Source organism: Mucilaginibacter yixingensis (assembly GCF_041080815.1).
GTDB classification, from domain to species: Bacteria; Bacteroidota; Bacteroidia; order Sphingobacteriales; family Sphingobacteriaceae; genus Mucilaginibacter; species Mucilaginibacter yixingensis.
In genome coordinates this window covers 4,559,575-4,582,184 of sequence record NZ_CP160205.1, presented here as the reverse complement: position 1 = coordinate 4,582,184, position 22,610 = coordinate 4,559,575, and the positions used below count along the sequence as shown (strand labels likewise).

19 protein-coding genes and 1 pseudogene are annotated in these 22,610 nt (G+C 46.9%); 13 read left to right on the top strand and 7 right to left on the bottom strand.

Annotated features, from left to right (window positions below; genetic code table 11):
* Positions 1-12: 12 nt before the first annotated feature.
* Together ABZR88_RS18725 and ABZR88_RS18720 are read left to right on the top strand one after the other, a co-directional pair.
* On the top strand, positions 13-1,227 hold the full coding sequence (locus ABZR88_RS18725) for a HAMP domain-containing sensor histidine kinase (protein WP_107827486.1): 1,215 nt from the start codon (positions 13-15) through the stop codon (positions 1,225-1,227).
* Positions 1,227-1,742, top strand: a complete 516-nt coding sequence (locus ABZR88_RS18720) for a DinB family protein (protein ID WP_107827485.1) — start codon at positions 1,227-1,229, stop codon at positions 1,740-1,742. Before ABZR88_RS18725 ends, ABZR88_RS18720 begins: the two co-directional genes overlap by 1 nt.
* A gap of 67 nt (positions 1,743-1,809) precedes the next feature.
* Here ABZR88_RS18720 and ABZR88_RS18715 read toward each other — a convergent pair whose 3' ends face one another.
* Complete coding sequence (locus ABZR88_RS18715) at positions 1,810-2,184, bottom strand: DUF6249 domain-containing protein (protein WP_107827484.1); 375 nt, start codon at positions 2,182-2,184, stop codon at positions 1,810-1,812.
* 864 nt (positions 2,185-3,048) lie between these two features.
* Between ABZR88_RS18715 and ABZR88_RS18710 the strand changes: the two genes are divergently transcribed.
* The 6 genes and pseudogenes from ABZR88_RS18710 to ABZR88_RS18685 all read left to right on the top strand — a co-directional run bounded on the left by ABZR88_RS18710 (position 3,049) and on the right by ABZR88_RS18685 (position 7,519).
* Complete coding sequence (locus tag ABZR88_RS18710) at positions 3,049-3,555, top strand: GbsR/MarR family transcriptional regulator (RefSeq protein WP_107827483.1); 507 nt, start codon at positions 3,049-3,051, stop codon at positions 3,553-3,555.
* A 260-nt stretch (positions 3,556-3,815) separates the two neighbouring features.
* Complete coding sequence (locus tag ABZR88_RS18705) at positions 3,816-4,631, top strand: DUF393 domain-containing protein (RefSeq protein ID WP_107827482.1); 816 nt, start codon at positions 3,816-3,818, stop codon at positions 4,629-4,631.
* Between the two features lie 4 nt (positions 4,632-4,635).
* Positions 4,636-5,358 (top strand): annotated as a pseudogene (locus ABZR88_RS18700) (TIGR01777 family oxidoreductase); the annotation flags it as partial.
* 115 nt (positions 5,359-5,473) lie between these two features.
* The gene (locus ABZR88_RS18695) at positions 5,474-5,560 is read left to right on the top strand and encodes a DUF1731 domain-containing protein (RefSeq protein WP_245917015.1); all 87 of its coding nucleotides are present in this window, start codon (positions 5,474-5,476) and stop codon (positions 5,558-5,560) included.
* A 964-nt stretch (positions 5,561-6,524) separates the two neighbouring features.
* Positions 6,525-7,010 (top strand): SRPBCC family protein, encoded by a 486-nt coding sequence (locus ABZR88_RS18690; protein WP_107827480.1) that lies wholly within the window; start codon positions 6,525-6,527, stop codon positions 7,008-7,010.
* Positions 7,007-7,519 (top strand): hypothetical protein, encoded by a 513-nt coding sequence (locus ABZR88_RS18685; RefSeq protein ID WP_107827479.1) that lies wholly within the window; start codon positions 7,007-7,009, stop codon positions 7,517-7,519. Before ABZR88_RS18690 ends, ABZR88_RS18685 begins: the two co-directional genes overlap by 4 nt.
* A gap of 294 nt (positions 7,520-7,813) precedes the next feature.
* On the opposite strand, the gene ABZR88_RS18680 is transcribed toward ABZR88_RS18685, so the two are convergent.
* Positions 7,814-8,494, bottom strand: coding sequence for a pseudouridine synthase (locus ABZR88_RS18680; protein ID WP_107827478.1), 681 nt, complete (start codon positions 8,492-8,494; stop codon positions 7,814-7,816).
* Positions 8,495-8,707: 213 nt separating this feature from the next.
* On the opposite strand from ABZR88_RS18680, the gene ABZR88_RS18675 reads away from it, so the two are divergent.
* Complete coding sequence (locus ABZR88_RS18675; RefSeq protein WP_107827477.1) at positions 8,708-9,715, top strand: aspartate-semialdehyde dehydrogenase; 1,008 nt, start codon at positions 8,708-8,710, stop codon at positions 9,713-9,715.
* 315 nt (positions 9,716-10,030) lie between these two features.
* Here the strand turns inward: ABZR88_RS18675 and uvrA are convergent, their stop codons facing one another.
* On the bottom strand, positions 10,031-12,877 hold the full coding sequence (uvrA, locus tag ABZR88_RS18670) for an excinuclease ABC subunit UvrA (protein ID WP_107827476.1): 2,847 nt from the start codon (positions 12,875-12,877) through the stop codon (positions 10,031-10,033).
* 443 nt (positions 12,878-13,320) lie between these two features.
* On the bottom strand, positions 13,321-14,127 hold the full coding sequence (locus ABZR88_RS18665) for a lytic transglycosylase domain-containing protein (protein ID WP_107827475.1): 807 nt from the start codon (positions 14,125-14,127) through the stop codon (positions 13,321-13,323).
* Between the two features lie 229 nt (positions 14,128-14,356).
* Between ABZR88_RS18665 and ABZR88_RS18660 the strand changes: the two genes are divergently transcribed.
* Positions 14,357-15,829: a pseudouridine synthase gene (locus ABZR88_RS18660; RefSeq protein WP_107827474.1), complete on the top strand. Its 1,473-nt coding sequence runs from the start codon at positions 14,357-14,359 to the stop codon at positions 15,827-15,829.
* 321 nt (positions 15,830-16,150) lie between these two features.
* Here ABZR88_RS18660 and ABZR88_RS18655 read toward each other — a convergent pair whose 3' ends face one another.
* On the bottom strand, positions 16,151-16,636 hold the full coding sequence (locus ABZR88_RS18655) for a hypothetical protein (protein WP_107827473.1): 486 nt from the start codon (positions 16,634-16,636) through the stop codon (positions 16,151-16,153).
* A gap of 284 nt (positions 16,637-16,920) precedes the next feature.
* Positions 16,921-18,072 carry an N-acetyl-alpha-D-glucosaminyl L-malate synthase BshA gene (gene bshA, locus ABZR88_RS18650; protein WP_107827472.1) on the bottom strand — a complete coding sequence of 384 codons (1,152 nt, stop codon included), beginning with the start codon at positions 18,070-18,072 and terminating at the stop codon, positions 16,921-16,923.
* Between the two features lie 380 nt (positions 18,073-18,452).
* On the opposite strand from bshA, the gene ABZR88_RS18645 reads away from it, so the two are divergent.
* Complete coding sequence (locus ABZR88_RS18645; RefSeq protein ID WP_107827471.1) at positions 18,453-18,869, top strand: response regulator; 417 nt, start codon at positions 18,453-18,455, stop codon at positions 18,867-18,869.
* On the opposite strand, the gene ABZR88_RS18640 is transcribed toward ABZR88_RS18645, so the two are convergent.
* On the bottom strand, positions 18,866-19,636 hold the full coding sequence (locus tag ABZR88_RS18640; RefSeq protein WP_107827470.1) for an MBL fold metallo-hydrolase: 771 nt from the start codon (positions 19,634-19,636) through the stop codon (positions 18,866-18,868). The genes ABZR88_RS18645 and ABZR88_RS18640 overlap by 4 nt on opposite strands.
* A 238-nt stretch (positions 19,637-19,874) precedes the next feature.
* Between ABZR88_RS18640 and recJ the strand changes: the two genes are divergently transcribed.
* Both recJ and lptB read left to right on the top strand, forming a co-directional pair.
* Entirely contained in the window at positions 19,875-21,578 is a 1,704-nt protein-coding gene (gene recJ / locus ABZR88_RS18635) for a single-stranded-DNA-specific exonuclease RecJ (RefSeq protein WP_107827469.1), read from the top strand.
* Between the two features lie 162 nt (positions 21,579-21,740).
* A complete protein-coding gene (gene lptB, locus ABZR88_RS18630; protein WP_107827468.1) occupies positions 21,741-22,484 on the top strand; it encodes an LPS export ABC transporter ATP-binding protein in 744 nt (247 codons plus the stop codon).
* Positions 22,485-22,610: the final 126 nt, after the last annotated feature.

The window sequence follows — 22,610 nt, the reverse complement described above, 5'->3', positions numbered from 1 at the left end:
CTTTGAAAATACATGCTGTTTAATCCTTACCAACAGAAAAAAACCTGGAAATACCTCCTCTTTGCGTTTGCGGTGGTGATTGTGTGCGGGTCGCTTTTTTATACTAACTATCTGGCAAAGAACATAGCCAAGTCTGAGCGTACGCGTGCGCAGGTTTGGGCCATGAGTATGAAACAGGTGCTGGCGTCGGACGATAACGATTTTCTGAACTACGTTTTCGCCGTGCGCGATAGCTCGCAGGTGCCGGCCATTATTACCGATGAGCGGGGCGAATTTATATCCAGCAAGGGTTTAGACAGTACCAAAACCTTTATTCAGGATATTGGTGAGGTAGTAGAACCGGGCAAGAAAAAATTGCAGTACGATCCTCGGTATTTTGAGGCGGAGCTGGCCACTATGAAATCCCAGCATGAGCCTATTAAAATGCCGATACCAATGGGAGGCAAAGGCTACTGGTTGGTATATTATCAGGATTCGCCGCTGTTAACGCAGTTAAAATACTTCCCTTATGTGCAGCTGTCTGTTATTGCCATCTTTCTGTTGCTGGCTTACGCGGTGTTCAGTTCGTCGCGGCGGTCTGAGCAAAATCAGGTTTGGGTGGGTTTGGCTAAAGAGACTGCCCACCAGTTGGGGACGCCGATATCATCGCTGATGGCCTGGATTGAGCTGTTGAAAGACAAGTTTAATGCGGAGGAAGATCAGTTGATACTGGAGATGGAGAATGATGTGCAGCGATTGGAAATAGTGGCAGATCGTTTCTCCAAAATCGGTTCAAAACCGCAATTGGTGCCGCATTCGGTTTATAATGCGGTGCAGGAGTTTGTTGATTACTTCAGGATACGCGTGAGCGACAAGATCAACTTTGAGGTACATGGCGACCCTGAATTACTGGCCGGGTTAAATATTCCGCTGTTTGACTGGGTGATTGAAAACCTGTTAAAAAATGCGGTGAACGCGATAACTGGTCCGGGATCTATAACGGTTGAAATTAGTCCTGGCAAAAAGCAAGTAATTATTGATGTAACCGATACCGGGAAGGGGATACCGCGTTCTAAGTTTGCTACCGTGTTTCAGCCTGGATATACCACCCGTAAACGTGGTTGGGGATTGGGTCTCTCGCTCACCAAGCGTATTATAGAAAATTACCACGAAGGCCAGATCTTTGTGCGCGATTCTGAGCTGGGTAAAGGCACCACATTCCGTATTTTATTAAAAAGTTTAAACTGATGATAGCTAAACCTCAACCCAACGAGTACGCGGCTTTTGCCGAAACCTACATTAACCGTGCTATTGTATTTGATGATGTGGTGGCCGCCCTGGCCAATCAGCAGCCGGAAACGGTAAAGTTGTTTACTGGTCTGTATGCGGCAAAAGGCAATTACCGCTACGCCGACGATAAGTGGACGCTAAAAGAGGTGTTACTGCATATGATCGATACTGAACGTGTGTTTGCTTATCGTGCGATGTGCGTTGCCCGTGACGAGCAACAAAATTTGCCTGGTTTTAGCGAAAACGATTACACTGCTAACGGTAATGCAGATGCCAGAGAGATGACAGATCTGTTGGAAGAATACAAGGCCGTGCGTGCAGCCAGCGTGTGGTTGCTACGCTCATTAACCACAGAGCAGGCCGATCGTATTGGTTCAGCCAATGGCAGGCCAGTATCGGTTAGGGCGCTGGCTTACATGATGCTTGGTCATGAGTTACACCACGCACATATATTAAAAGAGCGATACGCCTAGAAAGTGGTGAAACGCAGAAAAGCGATCGGCTTTCACCGTCACCCTTATGCGTGCCATACTTTAAATACTATTGTTCAAAGTATTGCGGATTCTTGTCCAGCACTTCCTTCTTTTCAATGCGATAGGAGGTAAACAATCCCAAACCGCCGAAGATGGCCACCAGCGCTACGTACAAGAAGAATGCGTTGTCATCATCGCCTTTCAGTGAGGTGTGGCTAAGCAGATAGGCCAGGAACATACCCAGGCCCGCGCCAATCAATAACAATCCCCAGGTTAGATTACGGTAAGGAGCAGGGTGTGGTTTGTGCGATCGTGGGTCCATGCCGCGCTCAATCATCGCCAGTCGTTGGCGTGTGCCCAGGTAAACAATGCCAAATACCATGGCAAAAAATGCGGTTGGGATGAGTATGCCTGCCAGTATTCCTAAGTTCTCGGTTTCCATTTTTTTATATTTTACTGTTAATATTTTAGTCAATTGTTGGTGTTATGACGACGTGTTTTTTGATGAGGTTACACCCGAAGAAGAGAAATTTTGAAAAATAATTTAGGTAGTGGATTGGCTGCTTCACAACAAATCTGTTTCAGTAGCTTATGTTTTGATGTTGCTATTATGATTGGTTTGTTCAATTTGGTTCTTCAGTCCCGCTCAATCGCGCGGGAGGGCTCGTTACTTTTTGCTTGATCAAAAAGTAACCAAAAAATCAAGACAGCGGAAATGCTTCTTTTGCCGCACAGGCCTTCGCCCTGCAAATCAGCCAGAACCACAGGGCCGCAGTTTGGCACCCAGCTTGCACCACACACGGGCTTTTACCCTTCTGTGCCAATCTGAATGCCCTCTGCAGCCGCACACTCCAGCTTGTTCTGCCTGATTTCTCCCAGAAGCTACCCGCTGTCGGCCACCACACTATTGGTTGATCTTGAAGCAAGATTTTTAGAATTCAAATGATTTTAAGGATATGAGTTCTAACAGGCATCCTAAAAATCTTATGAATCATAGTTCAAGATAGACTAAGAGCATGAGCCTGTCAGAACACCGGGCCAGCGCTGGCGGGAATGCCAATTTTTTATCGAGCTGTGCGAGAATAAAAAATCGCAGGGCGGGCGGAAGGATTGTTCTGACTTGATTTTTGGGTTACTTTTTGATCAAGCAAAAAGTAACTAGCCGCCGCGGCAATGAGCGGGCTACAGAACGTGTAAAATATAAACTCAAGTAATAGTGCAGAAACCCTTAAATGGTAGATTGAACTTTCAAAAAATAAACTTTCATTATTTTTTGAAAGTTCAAATAGTTTATTACATTTGCATCGTGGAATTAGCAGAAGCAAAACAACGGTTTATAGAAGCCTGGGGCAAACTGGGAAGCGAGTGGGGGATAAACCGCACTATGGCCCAGGTGCATGCACTGCTAATGGTAAGCGCCGAACCACAAACTACCGAAGAGATTATGGAGCAGCTAAGCATCTCGCGCGGTAACGCCAACATGACGCTGCGAGAACTGATCAGTTGGGGGTTGGTAGAGAAACGCCACAAAGCAGGCGAGCGTAAGGAGTATTTCTACGCCGAGAAAGACACCTGGTACATTGCCCGTCAGGTGGCGCAAGAACGCAAGAAACGCGAGTTAGACCCAATCCTGAAAATACTGAAAGAGTTGGGCGAGGTAAAGGGCGATGAGAAAGATCCGGAATACAAGACTTTCCAAACATCGGTAAAAGACATTAACAAGCTGGCCAAGAACGTAGATCGCACTTTAGAAACTATGTTAAAAGCCGAAGAAAACTGGTTCTGGGGCTCTATTTTTAAGATTTTTAAATAGTCTATATTTTTTTGAATATATATTTCAATTTTTTCTGAAAATTCGAAATATATCATATTGACAAGCTTTGGGATTTGTTGCCAGTTTTGTCATTGCGAGGAACGGAGGGGCCAGGAGGGAAGGGTGACGAAGCAATCTCGTCACATAGATAAATAAGCGATGAGATTGCTTCGTTCCTCGCAGTGACAAGTTGCTTTATGAAACCGCCCCTGAGTTAACTACTTAAGGAGCTCTTAATTCAATCACTATAATCTAAAAAAATGAAAACGCTTGCAGGTTATACTTTACTTTATGATGCCGAGTGCCCGCTGTGTGCTACTTATACCAAGGCATTTATTAAAACCGGGATGTTGGATGCCGGTGGGAGGGCAGCTTACCAACAGATGCCAGAGGCGGCTTGTCCGCTGGTTGATCGTCGGCGGGCTATCAATGAAATTGCGCTGGTGAACAGCCAAACCGGCGAGGTTACCTATGGCATTCGCAGCTTATTTAAAGTAATTGGCAATGCCATGCCGGTTTTTAAGCCACTGTTCAATGCCGGCTGGTTTACCTGGTTAATGAGTAAGGTATATGCATTTGTAAGCTATAACCGCAAAGTAATTATTCCGGTAAAAACTGTGCCGGGCAGCATGCAGCCCGATTTTAGATTAGGGTATCGTATAGCCTACTTATTGTTTACCTGGTTGTGCGTGGGTTTTCTGCTAACGCGATATAATGCGCTATTCCACGGCGCCATCCCGACAGGAAACGCTTATCGCGAATACCTGATCTGCGGCGGACAAATCATTTTTCAAAGCATAGCGGTTTTGCTGCTGGCCAAACACAAACGCTGGGATTACCTGGGCAACATGATGACCATTTCTATGGCCGGTGCGCTGGCATTGCTGCCTGCTTTGCTGATAGCACATTTCATCAGTTTACCGGTAGTGTTCTACTTTATCTATTTTATGCTGATTGCCGGATTGATGCTGCTGGAACACATCAGGCGTATTAAACTATTGGCTTTGAGCGGTTGGTTAAGTGTAAGCTGGGTGTTGTATCGTGTTATGTTGCTTATCGCAATCCTTTATCTGTAAAGTAATGAAATACAATAATATAATTTTGGCTGGGGGCAGTGGGTTTTTAGGCAAAGCCATTGCTGCACATTTTAAAGATATGGCTAAGGAGATCATCATCCTGAGTCGCCGACCTGCCGCAGCTCAAGCCAATATCAAGACCCAGGTTTGGGATGCCCGCACCGAGGGCGATTGGACCAATGCTCTGCACGGCGCCGACTTGCTGGTAAACCTTTGCGGTAAAAATGTGAACTGCCGGTATACAGAAAAAAACAAGGCCGGGATTTTCGCGTCACGCCTGGAACCAACAGACCTGCTGAACCGGGTGTTGAGCCGGATGCAAAACCCGCCGCCGATATTTATCAATATCACCTCAGCGACCATCTACCGCCATGCGGCAGATCGCCCGCAGGATGAAGCAACCGGCGAGATTGGTGATGGCTTTTCTGTTGCCGTTTGCAAAGCCTGGGAGAAAACATTTTTTATGCACCCTATTCACGGCGTACGCAAAGCCGCCCTGCGCATGGGCATTGTACTTGGTAGAACTGATAGTGCCTTCCCTCGCCTGCGTAACCTGGTAAAGTGTGGTTTGGGCGGACATCAGGGCAACGGCCGGCAGATGGTATCATGGATACACGAGCAGGATGCCGCGCAGATTGTAGAATATGTGGCTGATCATGCCGAAATTGATGGCGTGCTTAACTGCACGGCGCCTAACCCGGTAGATAATAAAACGCTGATGCAAACCATCCGCAAAGCTTGTGGTGTGGCAGTAGGCTTGCGATGTCCGGCGTGGCTGCTGGAGTTGGGGGGCGGTATTTATCGGCACAGAAACAGAACTCGTATTGAAAAGCCGATGGGTTGTGCCGGCGCGATTACTGGGGACCGGTTACCGGTTCAAATATCCGCAGCTGAAAGAGGCGGTGGATCAATGTATGGGGAAAATCTAAATCATCATCATATCATGAAAAAATTGATCATTGCTCTTGTGGCCGCGCTGGCATTTGCGTTTGCTCTTTACTTTTTATTCGATCTCAAAAGCTTTTCAGGTTTGTTCGCTATCATGTCTGTCGCTTTTTTGCTGGGCGTGCCATTTGGTATCGGTTTAATCACCATTTATCTGGTGCCGATTGACAAGATCCACAGCCGCACCTATTGTTTCTTTTTTGCGTGGGTACCCATATTGCTATTCCTTGCATTAACCCTTGTGCTGAGTGTAGAGGGTTGGGCCTGCTGGCTGATGATTTTGCCTGTCTTTTTATTACTATCATCATTGGGTGGTTTGACGGCACGGCACTTCAGGCTCAAAAAGTACCAAAATGGAAATACTTATGTATCTGTGTTATTGTTGCTTCCGTTAGCGATGGCTCCGGTTGAACATATGATTGGGGCTATTCCGGGCCGTTATGAGGCTTATACTTATATCGATATCCATGCGCCGGATAAAGCAACCATCTGGAATAACGTTACCCGCGTGCGAGCCATTGATAAAAAGCAGGATAAGGCCTGGCTAACACGTACGCTGGGTTTTCCGCGGCCCATCCGTGCCGAGCTGAATTACTGTGGTGTTGGCGGCTATCGTAAAGCTATTTTTGATAAAGGACTGGTATTTCATGAGCAAGTTTTTCATTATGAGGACGAGCGTCGGATGGATTTTTCTATTAAAGCGCATCCTTATGAAATACCATCAACCACTATGGATGAGCATGTAGTGATTGGCGGTAATTATTTTGATGTACTGAACGGAACTTATGTGCTGCAGCCGCTGGGTAATCATAACTACCGGCTGCATTTATACAGTCATTTTAAGCTGACCACAACTTTTAACTTCTATGCCTCATGGTGGGCCGGCTTGATAATGAAGGATATTCAAAACAATATTTTACAAGTAATTAAACAACGCTCAGAGCAGCCATGATCACCCTAAACCTTATCACAATTATTAAAGCCCCGGTGCAAACCGTGTTTGATCTTTCCCGTAATATTGATTTACACGCCACCACCATGCAGCACACTGGCGAGCAAGCTGTGGCCGGAACAACCACCGGCCTCATCGGTCTGAATGAAACCGTAACCTGGCGCGCCAGGCATTTTGGATTGATGCTGAGCTTAACCACCAAAATCACGGCAATGGAAAACCCTCATCAGTTTACCGATGAGCAGGTGCGCGGTCCATTCAAGCGGCTCCATCATGTGCACCGGTTTGAGCAAACGGGTGGGGGTGGTACCCGCATGATTGATGAGTTTCAATTTGAATCTCCCTGCGGATGGTTGGGCCGATTAACCGACCGGTTGATCTTGAAACGCTATTTAACCCGCTTGCTACAGCATCGAAATGAAGTGATTAAAAATGTTGCCGAGCAACTGGTCAAATTAAACGCACTAAATCCACAAACATGAGTCAAGTAAAAGAATCCTGTCAATCCATTAATCCGGTAAATCCTGGTTCATCTTTGAAGCTTGCACGCATCTGCATCGCCATCGTTATTGGTGGACTGGCGTTAAGTGGTATCACGGCCTTTCCGCTCGAAACAGAATTACATTGGCTAAGTGCTCACGACGTACTATTGCCTAATGCCATGCAACTCTGGTTAAGCAAGGTTTACGATACGTTACATGTAGTTAATCAGCAATATCCCTACCTGAGCTATGGTACCGACTGGCTGGCCTTTGCGCACCTGATGCTGGCTATATTGTTTATCGGTCCGTATATAGATCCGGTTAAGAACATTTGGGTGCTACAGTTTGGGCTGATTGCCTACGCCGCCATTTTTGCGCTGGCGTTTGTGGCAGGTCCTATCCGGCAGATCCCTTTATTCTGGACTTTAGTCGATTGTTCTTTTGGGGTATTTGCGGGGGCTGCCTTGCTGGTAGCGTTGCGGAATGTGAAGCAGATGGAGCTTAGTTAACGTGAGTTCGGGATAAGCATTGGTATGGTTACTTATTAATAACATGCCGCCCCGATGGGGCTCTTAGGTTTATGTTTACATTCTGCTATTGACATTTCACCCCTCTGGGGCTTTAAAAAAGTCCTGGAAGGACGACATGTTAGTAGTAGAATAAGCAAAAAATGTTTAAGCCCCAGGGGGGCGATATGTTCTTTTCTTATCCCGAACTCACGTTAGTTAGCATGTTGATCAGGCTTACACGCGTGTTTAGACGCGCCTCAACATTGACGTCCTGTTCGAGATCAACATAAGCTATCAGTCCCATCCCATCAGCTTCATCACGCCCAAAAACTCCTCGCGTAGAGGTGCTTCAATTAAAACGTCCTCGCCGCTAACCGGGTGTTTAAACCGCAAGAAGGAAGCGTGCAGCAGCATGGTATCCATTTGCCAGCGCTCTTTAAACATGCGGTTCTGTTTGTTGCAGCCATGAGGGCGGTCGCCAATTATAGGATGATTGATGTGGGCAAAGTGTTTGCGCAGTTGATGCATGCGGCCGGTGGTTGGCCGTGCTTCTACCAGCGAGTATCGGGATGTTTCGTGTTTGCCCAGTGGTATGGGCAGCTCTGCCCGGCGCAAGGTGGTGTAAGCAGTAAAAGCGTCTTGCACCACGCCGTCGTCGCGGCGCAGGGGGTAGTCAATCTCGCCGGCATCAGGGGTATGGCCGCGTACAATGGCCAGGTAGCGTTTTTCTATCTCGCCGTTCATAAACTGCTTTTGCATAGCAACTTCGGCCTCTTTGTTGATGGCAAAAAGCAACACGCCGCCAGTTTTCCGGTCCAGTCGGTGCACGGGCGATACCCAATGCCCCAGCTGATCGCGCAATAGTTGCAGGGCAAACTCGCTGGCATCGGCAGCAATGGGAGAGCGGTGCACCAGCAGTCCGTGCGGTTTGTTAATAGCGACGAGATGATCGTCCTGGTATAAGATATCCAGCATAGCCGGCAAAAGTATGGTTTTTGTTTAAGTGTACCATGTCATGCTGAGGAACGAAGCATCTCTAAGGACTGTCCCCCCTATTACTATTGCTCGTCTGTAGAGATGCTTCGTTCCTCAGCATGACATATTGGTATAACAGAAATTAGAGAAAACCATAAATTTTTTGCATATTTGGGGTTCAAAACTTTATATGTTTAATAATTAAAAAAGAAAATGAAAGTAGCAGTTGTAGGTGCCACCGGTTTAGTGGGCACTAAAATGTTGCAGGTTCTAGCAGAACGCAACTTCCCCGTAACAGAATTGATCCCCGTTGCATCCGAAAAAAGTATTGGTAAGGAAATTACTTTTAAGGGTAAGCAATTTAAGATCGTATCTGCCAAGGACGCAATTGCCAAGAAGCCTGACCTGGCCATTTTCTCTGCTGGCGGTACCACTTCTTTAGAGCTGGCTCCCGAGTTTGCAGCAGCAGGTACTACCGTTGTAGATAACTCATCGGCCTGGCGCATGGACCCTACCAAAAAACTGGTGGTGCCAGAAGTTAACGCCAACGTGCTGACTGTAGAAGATAAAATTATTGCCAACCCTAACTGTTCTACCATACAGATGGTGGTAGCTTTGAAACCGCTGCATGATCGTTACCAGATTAAACGTGTGGTGGTATCAACCTATCAGTCTGTAACCGGTACCGGTGTTAAAGCGGTTGACCAGTTGTTTAACGAGCGTAAAGGCATTGATGGCCCTAAAGCTTACCCATATCAGATTGACCTGAACGTGTTGCCGCACATCGATGTTTTCACCGATAACGGTTACACCAAAGAGGAAATGAAGATGATCAAAGAAACCCAGAAAATTATGGGCGACGATAGCATCAAAGTTACTGCAACCACCGTGCGTATCCCGGTTATGGGCGGCCACTCTGAGGCGGTAAACATTGAGTTTGTTAACGATTTTGATCTGGCAGAGGTTCGTGAGATTTTGGCTAATGCTCCAGGCATCATCCTGACTGACGACGTTGCTAACCTGAAATACCCAATGCCGCTGGAAGCGCATGACAAAGACGAAGTATTTGTAGGTCGCCTGCGTCGTGACGAAAGCCAGCCAAACACCCTGAACGCATGGATCGTAGCCGATAACCTGCGTAAAGGTGCTGCAACCAACGCCGTACAAATTGCCGAATACCTGGTGGCTAACCACTTGATTGGTCAGGCAGTAGAAGCGTAAGCTCTAGAAGATTAGATTCTTTATATAATAGGAAAGGGCGATCAATTGATCGCCCTTTCCTGTTATTACCCATGTCATTTCGACCAACGGGAGAAATCTTGTACGAGCGATAGTCCTTGTAGAAGGCATGGGGGCTAAGATTTCTCTTTCGCTCCTGCGCTCAGTCTTTCCCTTCGCTCTATCGAAATGACATCAGGGTTTAATGAGAATGGGGCGATCAGATGATCGCCTCACTCTCATTAAAGTTATTTATCGCAGCCGCTCACGTCTTCGCGAGTGACTACTATCCAGCGGCCTCTGGCCGACGTCAATCTGTTACAACCCCATTTCCTTCTTCAAAAACTGACCGGTAAAGCTGGCTTTTACCTTACACAAGCCTTCGGGTGTGCCGGAGTATAATATTTTACCGCCGCCGCTGCCGCCTTCGGGACCGAGGTCTATCACGTGGTCTACTACTTTAATAACATCCAGGTTGTGTTCAATCACCAGTACGGTGTTGCCTTTATCAACCAATATCTGTAGTACGCCAAGCAGTACGTTGATGTCCTCAAAATGAAGACCGGTGGTCGGCTCATCAAGTATGTAGAACGTGTTGCCGGTATCTTTTTTAGAAAGCTCGGTAGCCAGTTTTACGCGCTGTGCCTCGCCGCCTGATAGGGTGGTAGATGCCTGGCCGAGCGTAATGTAACCCAGACCCACATCCAGCAATGTTTTTACCTTACGGTAGATAGGTGGAATGTGCTCGAAGAAAGGTGTAGCATCTTCAATACTCATATCCAGCACATCGCTAATGGATTTGCCGCGGTAACGTACTTCCAGCGTTTCGCGGTTATAACGGCGTCCGCCACATTCTTCGCAGGGTACTTGTACGTCGGGCAGAAAGTTCATCTCGATCACTTTCATGCCGGCACCCTGGCAGGTTTCGCAACGCCCGCCTTTTACATTAAAACTAAAGCGCCCGGGCTTGTATCCACGGATCTTAGACTCAGGCAGTGCCACAAACAGATTACGGATATCTGAAAACACCCCGGTATAAGTGGCTGGGTTTGATCGCGGTGTGCGACCGATAGGTGTCTGGTCAATCTCAATCACCTTATCTATATGCTCCAGCCCTTCAATGCTGCCGTAAGGCAAAGGCGTTTTTTTAGCGCGGAAGAAATGATGATTAAGAATAGGATATAAAGTATTGGTAATCAAGCTGGATTTGCCACTGCCCGATACGCCCGTAACGCCAATCAGTTTACCCAGCGGAAAATCAACGCTTACCTTTTTCAGGTTATGGCCGGTTGCATTTTTAAGGTGTAGCGATTTGCCATTGCCTTCGCGGCGTTTTTCAGGCACCGCAATTTCACGCTCGCCATTCAGGTAGCTGGTGGTAAGGGTGTGGGCGCTCATCAGTTGCTGAGGCGTGCCCTCGGCCACTACGGTGCCACCGTGTACGCCTGCTGCCGGGCCCATGTCAATCACGTGGTCGGCCTCGAGGATCATATCCTTATCATGCTCTACTACCAAAACGGTATTGCCCAGGTCGCGTAGATTTTTGAGTGCTTTGATCAGGCGATCGTTATCGCGCTGGTGCAAGCCAATGCTCGGCTCGTCCAGAATGTACATTACATTCATCAGCTGAGAGCCAATTTGTGTGGCCAGACGGATACGTTGAGCCTCGCCGCCGGATAGTGTACGTGCGGTACGATCGAGCGTTAAATAACTCAATCCTACATCTAATAAGAACACGATCCGCGCGCGGATCTCTTTTAGTATTTCTTTGGCAATTACGTTCTGTCGTTCGTTCAGACGGTCTTCAATGCCGTCAAACCACTCGTGCAGCTTGTTGATATCCATACAAGCCAGCTCAAAGATGTTTTTGCCATCAATCTTAAAGTTTAGTGATTCTTTTTTCAGGCGGGCACCATGACAGGTCGGACAGGTACGTAGTACGCGGTAGTTTTCCATGTCGTCCATGCCCTCCTCACCGCGGCGCTCCTGCTGCTCTTCCAGCATTTTGATGATGCCATCAAACGTAATCTGGTAGTTTTGTACGTTCCATTTGTTGTACTCCACCGCCACGGTAATTATCTCGGTTGATCCATTGAGGATGATCTCCATCACCTCTTTGGGCAGCTTTTCTATCGGGGTAGAAAGTGAGAACTCATATTTTTTGCCCAGAGCTTTTAATACCTGGAATACCCACGTATCGCGATACTCGCCTAACGGGGCCAGGCCGCCGTTTACGATGCTTAGCTTGGGATTCGGGATAACCGAGGCTTCATCAACCTCAAAGATATAACCCAGTCCGCCGCATTTCTCGCAGGCACCGTAAGGTGAGTTGAAGGAGAAAGTATTAGGCTGAGGCTCGTCATACGAGATGCCCGATACCGGGTCCATCAGGTACTTGCTGTAATAAGATACGTTATTGTCTTTGTCGGCAATACGGATGATGCCTTTGGCCATCTTGAGCGCGTTCTGTACCGATGAGTACAGGCGTTTGGTATCGTCTTTACTCACCACCAGGCGGTCAATCACCACGTCAATGTCGTGGATCTTGTAACGGTCTACCTGCATTTTTGGGGTGATGTCTTCAATCGCACCATCCAGCCAAACTTTCAGGTAGCCTTGCTTGCGGATCTGCTCAAACAGCTCGCGGTAGTGCCCTTTACGACCTTTAACCACTGGCGCCAGGATGTTTACCGGTTGGCCGTCAAATTTTTCCAGCAGCGCACGCATAATCTGGTCTTCGCTCATGCGCTCCATTTTCTCGCCGGTTACGTAGCTGTAGGCTTCGCCCGCGCGAGCATAAAGTAAGCGCATAAAATCGTAGATCTCGGTAATGGTGCCCACGGTTGATCGTGGGTTTTTGCTGGTGGTTTTCTGCTCAATGGCAATCACCGGGCTTAGGCCCGACACCTTGTCTACATCCGGCCGCTCCATGCCACCCATAAACTGGCGCGAGTAGGCCGAGAATGTTTCCATATACCTGCGCTGGCCCTCGGCATAAATGGTATCAAATGCTAGCGATGATTTACCGCTGCCGCTCAAACCGGTAATTACCACCAGCTGATTGCGCGGAAAAGACACATCAATATTTTTTAGATTATGTACCCGGGCGCCATAAACTTCAACTTCGCTTTGCTCGCCCAGATCAACATGTTTCGTACTACTCATTTAAATGATGGAGTTAGTGAATGAGTGAATTATAGAATAACCACGCCAGCCGGTTTATTGTTGGGGTACCGGCTTTAAAAAGCAATTATGGAATAACTCGCCGCTTCGCTCAATTTTTTAGCAAAGATAAGGAAAAACGAGGAACTAAAATTTAACGGATTTGAATGATTTACAGGATGGTGACGAATGTTTATTTATAGCGTTGGCTGTCGTTCAGAGCTCCGTCGATGGGTGCGCGATGGGCCCGGTAGGTGATTGTAGGCAATATATTAGCTTGGCATTTAACGGCGGCCAGAGGCCGCGGGATAGTCGTCACTCGCGAAGACGCGAGCGACTGCAGGTGTTTATAAATCACATAAATCCTGGTTCCAAACAAAAATAAAGCCCGGCACTTTCTAAAAGTGGCCGGGCTTTCCAAATGCTCCGTAATGTCTTGTCTGTTCTTAGTTGAGGGTGGCAATGGCGTCTGCCGGTTGCAGCGTGTCTGCTGCTTTAATTTCGCCGTAGGCATTATTATAGCCGTAGACTGCCGGTTTGGTAATTACCTCTTTCATGGCCACCAGTTTGTACACATAGCTGCCGGTTTCGCTGTTTAAATGCATGGCAAAATAATTGCAGCAGTTATCGCGGCGAATAGCTTTCTTTAGCTTTATAGAGCCGATGTTGTAAGCGGCCGCAGTAAGCGTCCAGCTGTTAAACTCGGCATAAAGGCCGCGCAGGTACTTGCAGGCTGCGATGGTTGATTTACGCAAATCCAATCGCTCGTCTACACGTTTGTTCACCCTCAGGTGATAATCGCGGGCGGTTTGGGGCATAAATTGCCACGGGCCGCGCGCACCACGGATAGAAGTACCCGAGCGAAAGCCCGACTCTACCAGTGGTATGTACTTGAAATCATCAGGAATGCCGTATTCCTTCAAGATCGGTTCAATAACCGGGAACATTTTTTCGGCTTTTCTGTGCAGTAAGTTAGACTGTACATTGCCAAAGCTATGTTCTTTTAGTGTGTGCCTGATCTTGCGTTTTACTTTTAAATTGTGTTTTGGTAAAGTTTCGTCGGCAAAGTTTAGATCCCGGTTGGCACTGTTATTGTACCTAACCAAAGTGGCAACGCTATATGTTGTTTTAGCATTGCGGAGGGATGTCAAAGATACTGTTTCTTTCTTATCACTTTTACTGTAGATGAACAGTTTTGTAATGATGAACAGCACCCAAATTACGGAGCACGTAATTAAGTGTTTTTTAATCATTAAGTTGTTTCTAAGTGAACAATAAGCTAGATGCGCTGCAAATATACGATATATAAATCAGATTATCAAGCATTTGTAGAAGCCTTAGTGTATTAGCTGTGTTTTAAGGTGCTGAAAAACAGCTTTTACGGCATCGAAAAACGAACATTTGAACCGGATGAAAAGTTTTAAAAAACGGTAAAAATTTGTACATTTGCGCCCCGCTGTGAAGCGATCAAAAAATTGAAATATGGTATTTAGAAAACCAGGGAACAGTCGAGACGACAAGTCCGCAAAACCAGCCGCAAGGCGCACGGGTGGCGATAGCCCCCGCCGCCCATCTCCATCACCAGCACGCGGCCGTTCGGCAGCAGCTCCGGGAGGAGGCGCCGGTAAACCTTCGGGTAACCGTTCATTTGGCAAACGCCAGGAAGGTGATCAGTCTGAAGGTAAAAGATCGTTCTCCGCATCACGTCCAAAAACATCTTCGGGTGGTTTTAGCCGCGGCGATAAACCGGCAGGCGAAGGCAGAGGTTCATTCGGAGATCGTCCGAAGCGTAACTTCAGCAGTGATGCTCCATCCGACAGAAAATTCAGCAAACCCTTTAATAAAGGTGGTTTTGATAAACGCAGCGAAGGCGGCGACAGACCATTTAGCAAGGGCGGCTTTAACAAGCGCAGCGAAGGTGGTGACCGGCCATTTAATAAAGGTGGCTTCAACAAGCGTAGCGAAGGCGGCGACCGTCCATTTAATAAAGGCGGTTTCGACAGACGTAACGAAGGTGGCGACCGTCCGTTTAATAAAGGTGGTTTCGACAGACGTAACGAAAGAAGCGACCGTCCTTATAACAAAGAAGGGTTTGATAGACGCAACGAAGGCGGTGATTTTGCCGACAGACGTGAGCGTAACCGTGATTTCTCCAGATCATACGATAGCGACCGCGAACAACCTGCTCCGGAGCGCGTAATGCGCAGCCGCAAAAAAGGAGGCAAGAAAGAAGAAGATTCATTAATCCGTTTAAACCGTTATATCTCTAACGCAGGTATTTGCTCGCGCCGTAAGGCTGATGAGTTGATTAGCGCTGGTGTGGTATCTGTAAACGGTGAGGTGGTATCTGAACTGGGCTTTAAGGTTGACCCTGCGAAAGACGTGGTACGCTACAACGGCGAGACCCTGAAACGCGAGAAAATGGTGTACGTGCTGCTGAACAAGCCAAAAGACTACATCACCACTACTGATGACCCGCAAGAGCGCCGCACCGTAATGCACCTGGTAGAAAAAGCCAGCCGCGAGCGCATCTATCCGGTTGGTCGTCTGGATCGTAACACTACCGGTTTGTTGTTGATGACTAACGACGGCGACTTGGCTGATAAACTTTCGCACCCACGCAACAACATCACCAAGCTGTACCAGGCAGAGCTGAACAAGAATTTGACTCAGGGCGACTTGAACAAAATTCAATTTGGTCTGGAACTGGAAGATGGCTTTATTAAGCCTGATATGGTGTCTTATGTAGCTGGTGCCAGCAAGAAAGAAATCGGCATCCAGATTCACAGCGGCAAAAACCGTATCGTTCGCCGTATTTTTGAACACCTGGGCTATGAAGTAACCAAACTGGATCGTTCTATCTATGCCAACCTTACCAAAAAAGATCTGCCACGCGGTCGCTGGAGGTTTTTAGAGGAGCATGAGATCATCCAATTAAAGCATTTGATCAAGTAATGCCTCTCCCCGGCCCTCTCCGAAGGAGAGGGAGATTTAGGATATAAAACAAGAAAGGCTGCCCAATGGGCGGCCTTTCTTGTTTTATATAAAATGTCATTTCGACGAACAGCGCGTGGGGCTGTGGGAGGCGTGAGGAGAAACTGCTCACTTGAACGGCAGCGAAAAATCTTCTCGGCGCGATAGTCCAGATGTACAATCCCGATGCAATGCGTCTTCGAAAAGATTTTTCGCTGTCGCTCAAGAGAGCAGTTTCTCTTCCGCTCCTTCGCTCACCTCTACCCGCGTGCTCATCGAAATGACAACAGGGGTTGAGTAGGATTATTTAACCTTCGCAAAGTGATAAACAATATAAGCATTGCTGTTGCCAATGGCTACCGGGCTTCTTAGCGTCATGGTGGCGCCATCGTTGCCGGCTACATAAAGCTGGTAGCCTTCGGTTACGTTTTTGGGTTTATCGCCCTGGTAGATCTTTTTGAACTGGAAAATTTGTCCGCTCGCGTCGGTGTTGTTAATGCCCCAGTAAATAGATTGCGAGGTACCGTTAGTCAGTGTATACATGCCATTGCCGCTGTTGGTGAGTTGCCAGGTACTGTTTCTAAAAGCAGCAGGCGGGGCTTGGTCAAATACGTTTTGTACAGCGCCTTCAACCAAACCTTCATAGGTAATGCGGGTGACTGTCCACGTGCCGGTAAACTTTCCGCGGGATACGTTACTGTTGGCAACGGTGCCTTTTTGCCCAGAACAGGCTGTTAACACAGTGGCCGTAATAGCTATCAGCATTAATAATTGCAGTATCTTTTTCATATCAGTTTTAATTTCGATGTGAAAATAGTAACAGCCGAGCAGTAAAAGTGGTTTTTAGCAAATTTTGCTGCAAATATTAATGGAGGGGAATGTGTTGGGGCTTGTGAGGATAAGAATTTCGTTAATTGAGGCTGAAGAACCTATTTAGGCCTACTGTCATTGCGAGGAACGAAGCAATCTCGTCGCATATATAATCCTGCGGTGAGATTGCTTCGCGCTCATCCTTACACGCCGTCCTGCTCGCAATGACAAGACGTTTTATACGTGTGCTGAGCGACTAAGCCTTATGCCTTCTCCACCAATTTCTTTTTACTCTCCTCAATAATCTGCTGATAATAGCTTTCATATTGCGGGAGGATAAAGGCCAGGTCAAAAGTTTTGGCGCGCGCCAGGGCGTTTTCTTTAAATTGATTGAGGCGCGCATCGTCTTGTAAAATATCTATAGACGCCTGGGCCATCCCGTCAATATCACCAATATCCCGGATGTAGCCGGTTTCGCCGTCAACATTCAGTTCAGGTAAACCACCGGCGTTTGAGCTAACTACAGGTACTTTACAGGCCATGGCTTCTAATGCGGCCAGACCAAAGCTTTCAGACTGCGATGGCATCAGAAACAGGTCTGACACCGATAGGATTTCTTCTACTGCATCCTGCTTACCCAGGAAACGTACATTATCCATTACGCCCAAATCGCGACAAAGCTGCTCGCACTCGGGGCGCTCCTGTCCGTCGCCCACCATCAGCAGTTTAGACGGAATCACCTCGTTTACCTTGGCAAAAATGCGCACCACATCCTGCGTGCGTTTCACCTTGCGGAAGTTGGAGGTGTGTACCAAAATGCGCTCGCCTGATGGGGCAATGGCTTTTTTGAAGTGATCGCGTGGTTTCAGGCTGAAACGTTTCAGATCGATGAAGTTATAGATCACCCTGATATCTTTCTCAATTTCAAAGAAACGATAAGTGTCATCTTTAAGGTGCTGTGATACAGCGGTTACGCCATCGCTTTGATTGATAGAGAAAGTAACTACCGGTTTATAAGTACGGTCATTACCTACCAGTGTAATATCTGTACCGTGCAGGGTAGTAATTACAGGGATGTGTATGCCATAGGTAGCCAAAATTTGCTTGGCCATAAATGCTGCCGATGCATGCGGAATAGCGTAATGCACGTGCAGTACGTCCAATTGTTCAAATCGCACTACGTCTACCATGCGGCTGGCCAGGGCCAGTTCATAGGGCGGATAATCAAACAGTGGATATTTGCTAACGGCCACCTCGTGGTAAAACAGGTTTTCTGAAAAGAAATCCAGACGGGCCGGTTGGTTGTATGTGATGAAATGTACTTTATGGCCGTTATCGGCAAGGGCTTTGCCTAACTCGGTGGCTACCACGCCGCTTCCGCCAAAAGTAGGGTAACAAACTATTCCAATCTTCATGGTGTGTATGCTGACAGATTTGTGTTTTGCGTTGCCGCTGCAGTATAACTACCGGTAATATGGCAGGCTGATTTCGGCGATACAAGTTTAACTGCATTTTACTGCAAATGTGTTAGCCGCATGTAAAATGTGGGCGCTATCTAAAATTTTACAAAAAACTTAAGCTATTGAATTATAGGCGCATGTGCCTATGATTTGCTTCGGAAATTTATTTATTAGTTTAAAAACGATAGTTTTTGTTGCCGAATACTTACTTTTAGCTTGAACTATTAAGGGTATAAAAACTATTGGAATAACAAGTTTTTTGGTATTCAGTAAAGTTTTATTGTGTTAAAACTTTATGGAATAACTTGTTGTTGCGCTTCTACGTATAAGAACCTATGAATGTAAATAACAGGCCTGTAAGTATTTTATTAGTTGATGATGATGAGATCAATAACTTCATCTCCATTAAATTGATAAAGAAGGCATTGCTTAATACCGAGATTACGGCCTGCCTGAATGGTAAGTTTGCCATTGATCAGTTATTGGAAATTAGTCGCCGCGACCCCTCAAAGTTGCCCGATTATATTTTGCTGGATATTAACATGCCGATAATGAATGGCTGGGAGTTTTTGGACGAGTACGAGCGTTTGCAAATAGATCAGCAGGGTAAAAGCAAGATTTTTATCATCTCGTCATCGGTATTCAGTAACGATATCAGCAAAGCAAAATCATATCCACTGGTAAAAGATTTTATCTCCAAACCCCTTAATGTAGAGAAGATCAGTGAGGTGTTCGGTGTTAAAAGAGATTAAGCCGGCATTACTACAAAGCCGTCATTTTCATGGCGTACGGTTCCCCTGGTTACAGATTTAGCATGGTAAAACAGGCATGTCCAGCCCTCATTAGCAGCCATGTTGCCATACTCTTCGCGCAGTTGCATGGCTTTGCGGCCATCATAATCGTACTTAGCAATAAACTTACGAATCAGTTGCTCCGGTTCAGGTAGCTCATCTCCACCAAAAAATACTTTCTGACCATCTTCCTGCAAACGCCAAACGTGATGGTACGGACAATGCCCGCCCGAAAGCTCATAACTAATCCCCGGCTTCAATTCGCCCGAGCCCTCAACCAATGTAAAATTGGCCGAACGCTCCAATGCTTCAAAAATATCCTGATGGTAGCTGGATGATTTACCGGTAATGGCAAAATCCCATTCGCCTTTTTGCACCACGTGCGCTGCATTGGGGAACGATGGTTCCAAACGGCCATGGTTTTCATAAACCAAACCGCCAGAATGGTCATAATGAAGGTGAGACATCAATACCAGCGTTACCTCATCCGGGTCAAAACCTGCATTGCGGATGTTTTGATGCAGGAACAGCTCATCCCGGGTATCTTTAAAACCCAGACCGGCATCAAACAAGATCAGATCGTTATTCATCTTCACCAGAAATGGGTTTACATGGATAAACAGCGAACCCGGGCGTGATTTTGGATCATCAATCTCCGGATTAAAAGGAATAAACTTTTTAGTGCTGTCAACCGAGTAAGAGCCTTCGCCCAGTGTAAAAATTTCCATAGCGTGCTGCAGATAGATATTGAAATGTAACTTTGGGCGTTGTTAACCCGTAATTATATTTACCGTTTCGGGCAAAGATAGCCATCCTTTTATAGGTTGGCGTGTGAAAGCTTAAAGATTAGACAAAATTACACAGAGAAACCTCTCCTAAATTCTCTCCAAAAGAGAGGGCTTTATTAAAAGGGGAGAATCATATAAGTAAAAGAAGTCTCCCCTTCGGGGAGATTTAGAGGGGTATATGCAAAAACGCTGGACGATAAAAGAAACAAATGACAAAGCTACGGTAGCAAATTTGGCTGCCGCATTAAGTATTGAACCTACGCTGGCCGATATACTGGTGCAGCGCGGCGTAAATACATTTGATGAGGCCCGCTACTTTTTTCGCCCTGTGCTGGAGCATCTGCATGATCCTTTTTTGATGAGGGACATGGAACTGGCTATTGCCCGCATAGACCAGGCCATTGCCCGCCAGGAAAGGATATTGATTTACGGTGATTATGATGTGGATGGCACCACGGCCGTTGCCCTGGTTTATAGTTTTTTTTCTAAAAGATATAATCATCTGGAATACTACATCCCCGACCGTTATCTGGAAGGTTACGGTATTTCTACCAAGGGGATTGATTATGCTGCGGCCAATGGTTTCTCGCTCATCATTGCGCTGGATTGCGGTATTAAATCGGTTGATAAAATTGCCTATGCTAATACGCTGGGCGTAGATTTTATTATTTGCGATCACCACCTGGCAGGCGAGGAAATTCCGGCAGCGGCAGCGGTGTTAGATCCCAAACGCCCGGGTTGCGAGTATCCGTACAAAGAACTTTCGGGTTGCGGCATTGGCTTTAAGCTGATTCAGGCTTATGCGCAAGCGCACGATATCCCGTTTGAGGAAGTGACCGAATATTTGGATCTGGTGGCCATTAGTGTGGCTTGCGATATTGTGCATATTAACGGCGAGAACCGGGTGCTGGCCTATTATGGTCTGCAGAAAATCAACAATAACCCATGTGTGGGCGTGCGTGCGTTGATGGGCGTTGCCGGAAGATCGGGTGCTTATACCATAACCGATGTGGTGTTTCAACTGGGCCCGCGTATTAATGCTGCCGGGCGGATTGACGATGCCAAGCATGCCGTAGAACTGCTGATTGCCTGTCATGACGATGATGCGCAAACCATGGGCACACTCATCAACCTAAAAAACCTTGAACGTAAAGAGCACGATACCAATATTACCGGCGATGCGTTGAGTATGATTGATAACGATGCCATACTGATCAACCGAAAATCAACTGTGGTATTTAACGAGGGCTGGCATAAAGGGGTAATTGGCATTGTGGCATCGCGATTGACCGAGAAATACTACCGGCCAACGGTAGTGCTGACGCGCTCTAACGGGCATGTGGCAGGGTCAGCACGGTCGGTGCGGGGGTATGATTTGTATGAGGCCTTGTGTGGTTGTGCCGATCTGCTCATTCAGTTTGGCGGACATAAATATGCAGCAGGTTTAACCCTGGAACCAGAAAATATAGAAGCCTTTACCGAGCGTTTTGAGCAAATAGTAAGCAGTACCATTGCACCCGAATTGCTGATTCCGGAGATATTGATTGATGCCGAGGTGGATTTTAAGCAGATAGATGCAAAATTTTTCAGAATATTGCAGCAGTTAGCACCGTTCGGGCCAGAGAATATGTCGCCTACGTTGCTAACGCGCAACGTAAAAGTACGTGGCGCGGCATCGCTGGTAGGTCAGCATCACCTTAAAATGGTGTTGGAGCAGCCTGATGCGCCGGTTTTTGAAGCCATAGCCTTTGGTCAGGGCGAAATGTTAGACCAGGTAAACAGCGGGCAGCTTTTTGACGTTTGTTACCACATAGAAGAAAACGTATGGCGCGATAAACGCACCGTACAATTGAATATAAAGGGGATTAGATTTAGTGAGTGAAGGATGAAATGAGTGAATGAGCGAATAAAACTCCGTTAATCACTATTTATAGATCTTCCTCGTTTTAAAATATAATTAGTGAGAAAGTATAAGTGACTAACGGCTTAACAGGCGAACTATTCACTCATTCACTCCCTCACTTATTCACTCATTATAAAAGGTATGATACTCAGGGCCGAACATTTAGTAAAAAAATATAAGCAGCGCACCGTTGTTAACGATGTAACGTTTAACGTATCGCAAGGTGAAATTGTGGGTTTGCTGGGGCCAAATGGTGCAGGCAAAACCACATCGTTTTACATGATTGTGGGCCTGATCAAGCCAAACGAAGGCCAGATTTTTCTGGATGACCAGAACATCACCACCGATGCGATGTATCGCCGCGCGCAAAAAGGGATCGGCTACCTGGCGCAGGAGGCATCGGTTTTTCGTAAACTTTCCGTAGAAGATAATATCAAGGCCATCCTGGAAATGGGGCCGCTGAGCCGCGAGCGGCAGGAAGAAAAGCTGGAGGAGTTGATAGACGAGTTTAGCTTGCACAAAGTGCGCAGAAACCGTGGCGATTTGCTTTCTGGTGGCGAGCGCCGCCGTACCGAGATTGCCCGTGCACTGGCTGCCGAGCCTAACTTTATTTTACTGGATGAGCCCTTTGCCGGTGTAGACCCTATTGCGGTAGAAGAAATTCAAAGCCTGGTGGCCCGTCTGAAACATAAAAACATCGGTATCCTGATTACCGACCACAACGTACAGGAAACCCTCTCTATAACCGATCGTGCCTACCTGCTTTTTGAGGGCAAAATCTTAAAATCAGGCGAGCCGGAAGATCTTGCTGAAGATGAAATGGTGAGAAAAGTTTATCTTGGCTCAAATTTCGTCCTGAAAAGGAAGACCTTTTTGCCTAAATAAAGCTTTTAACAACAATAATTAATATTTGTCATTGCGAGGAACGCAGGGGAGCTGAGCAGAGGTAACGAAGCAATCACGTCGCTTTGCTATGCCTGCGATGAGATTGCTTCGTTGTTCCGCCCCGTA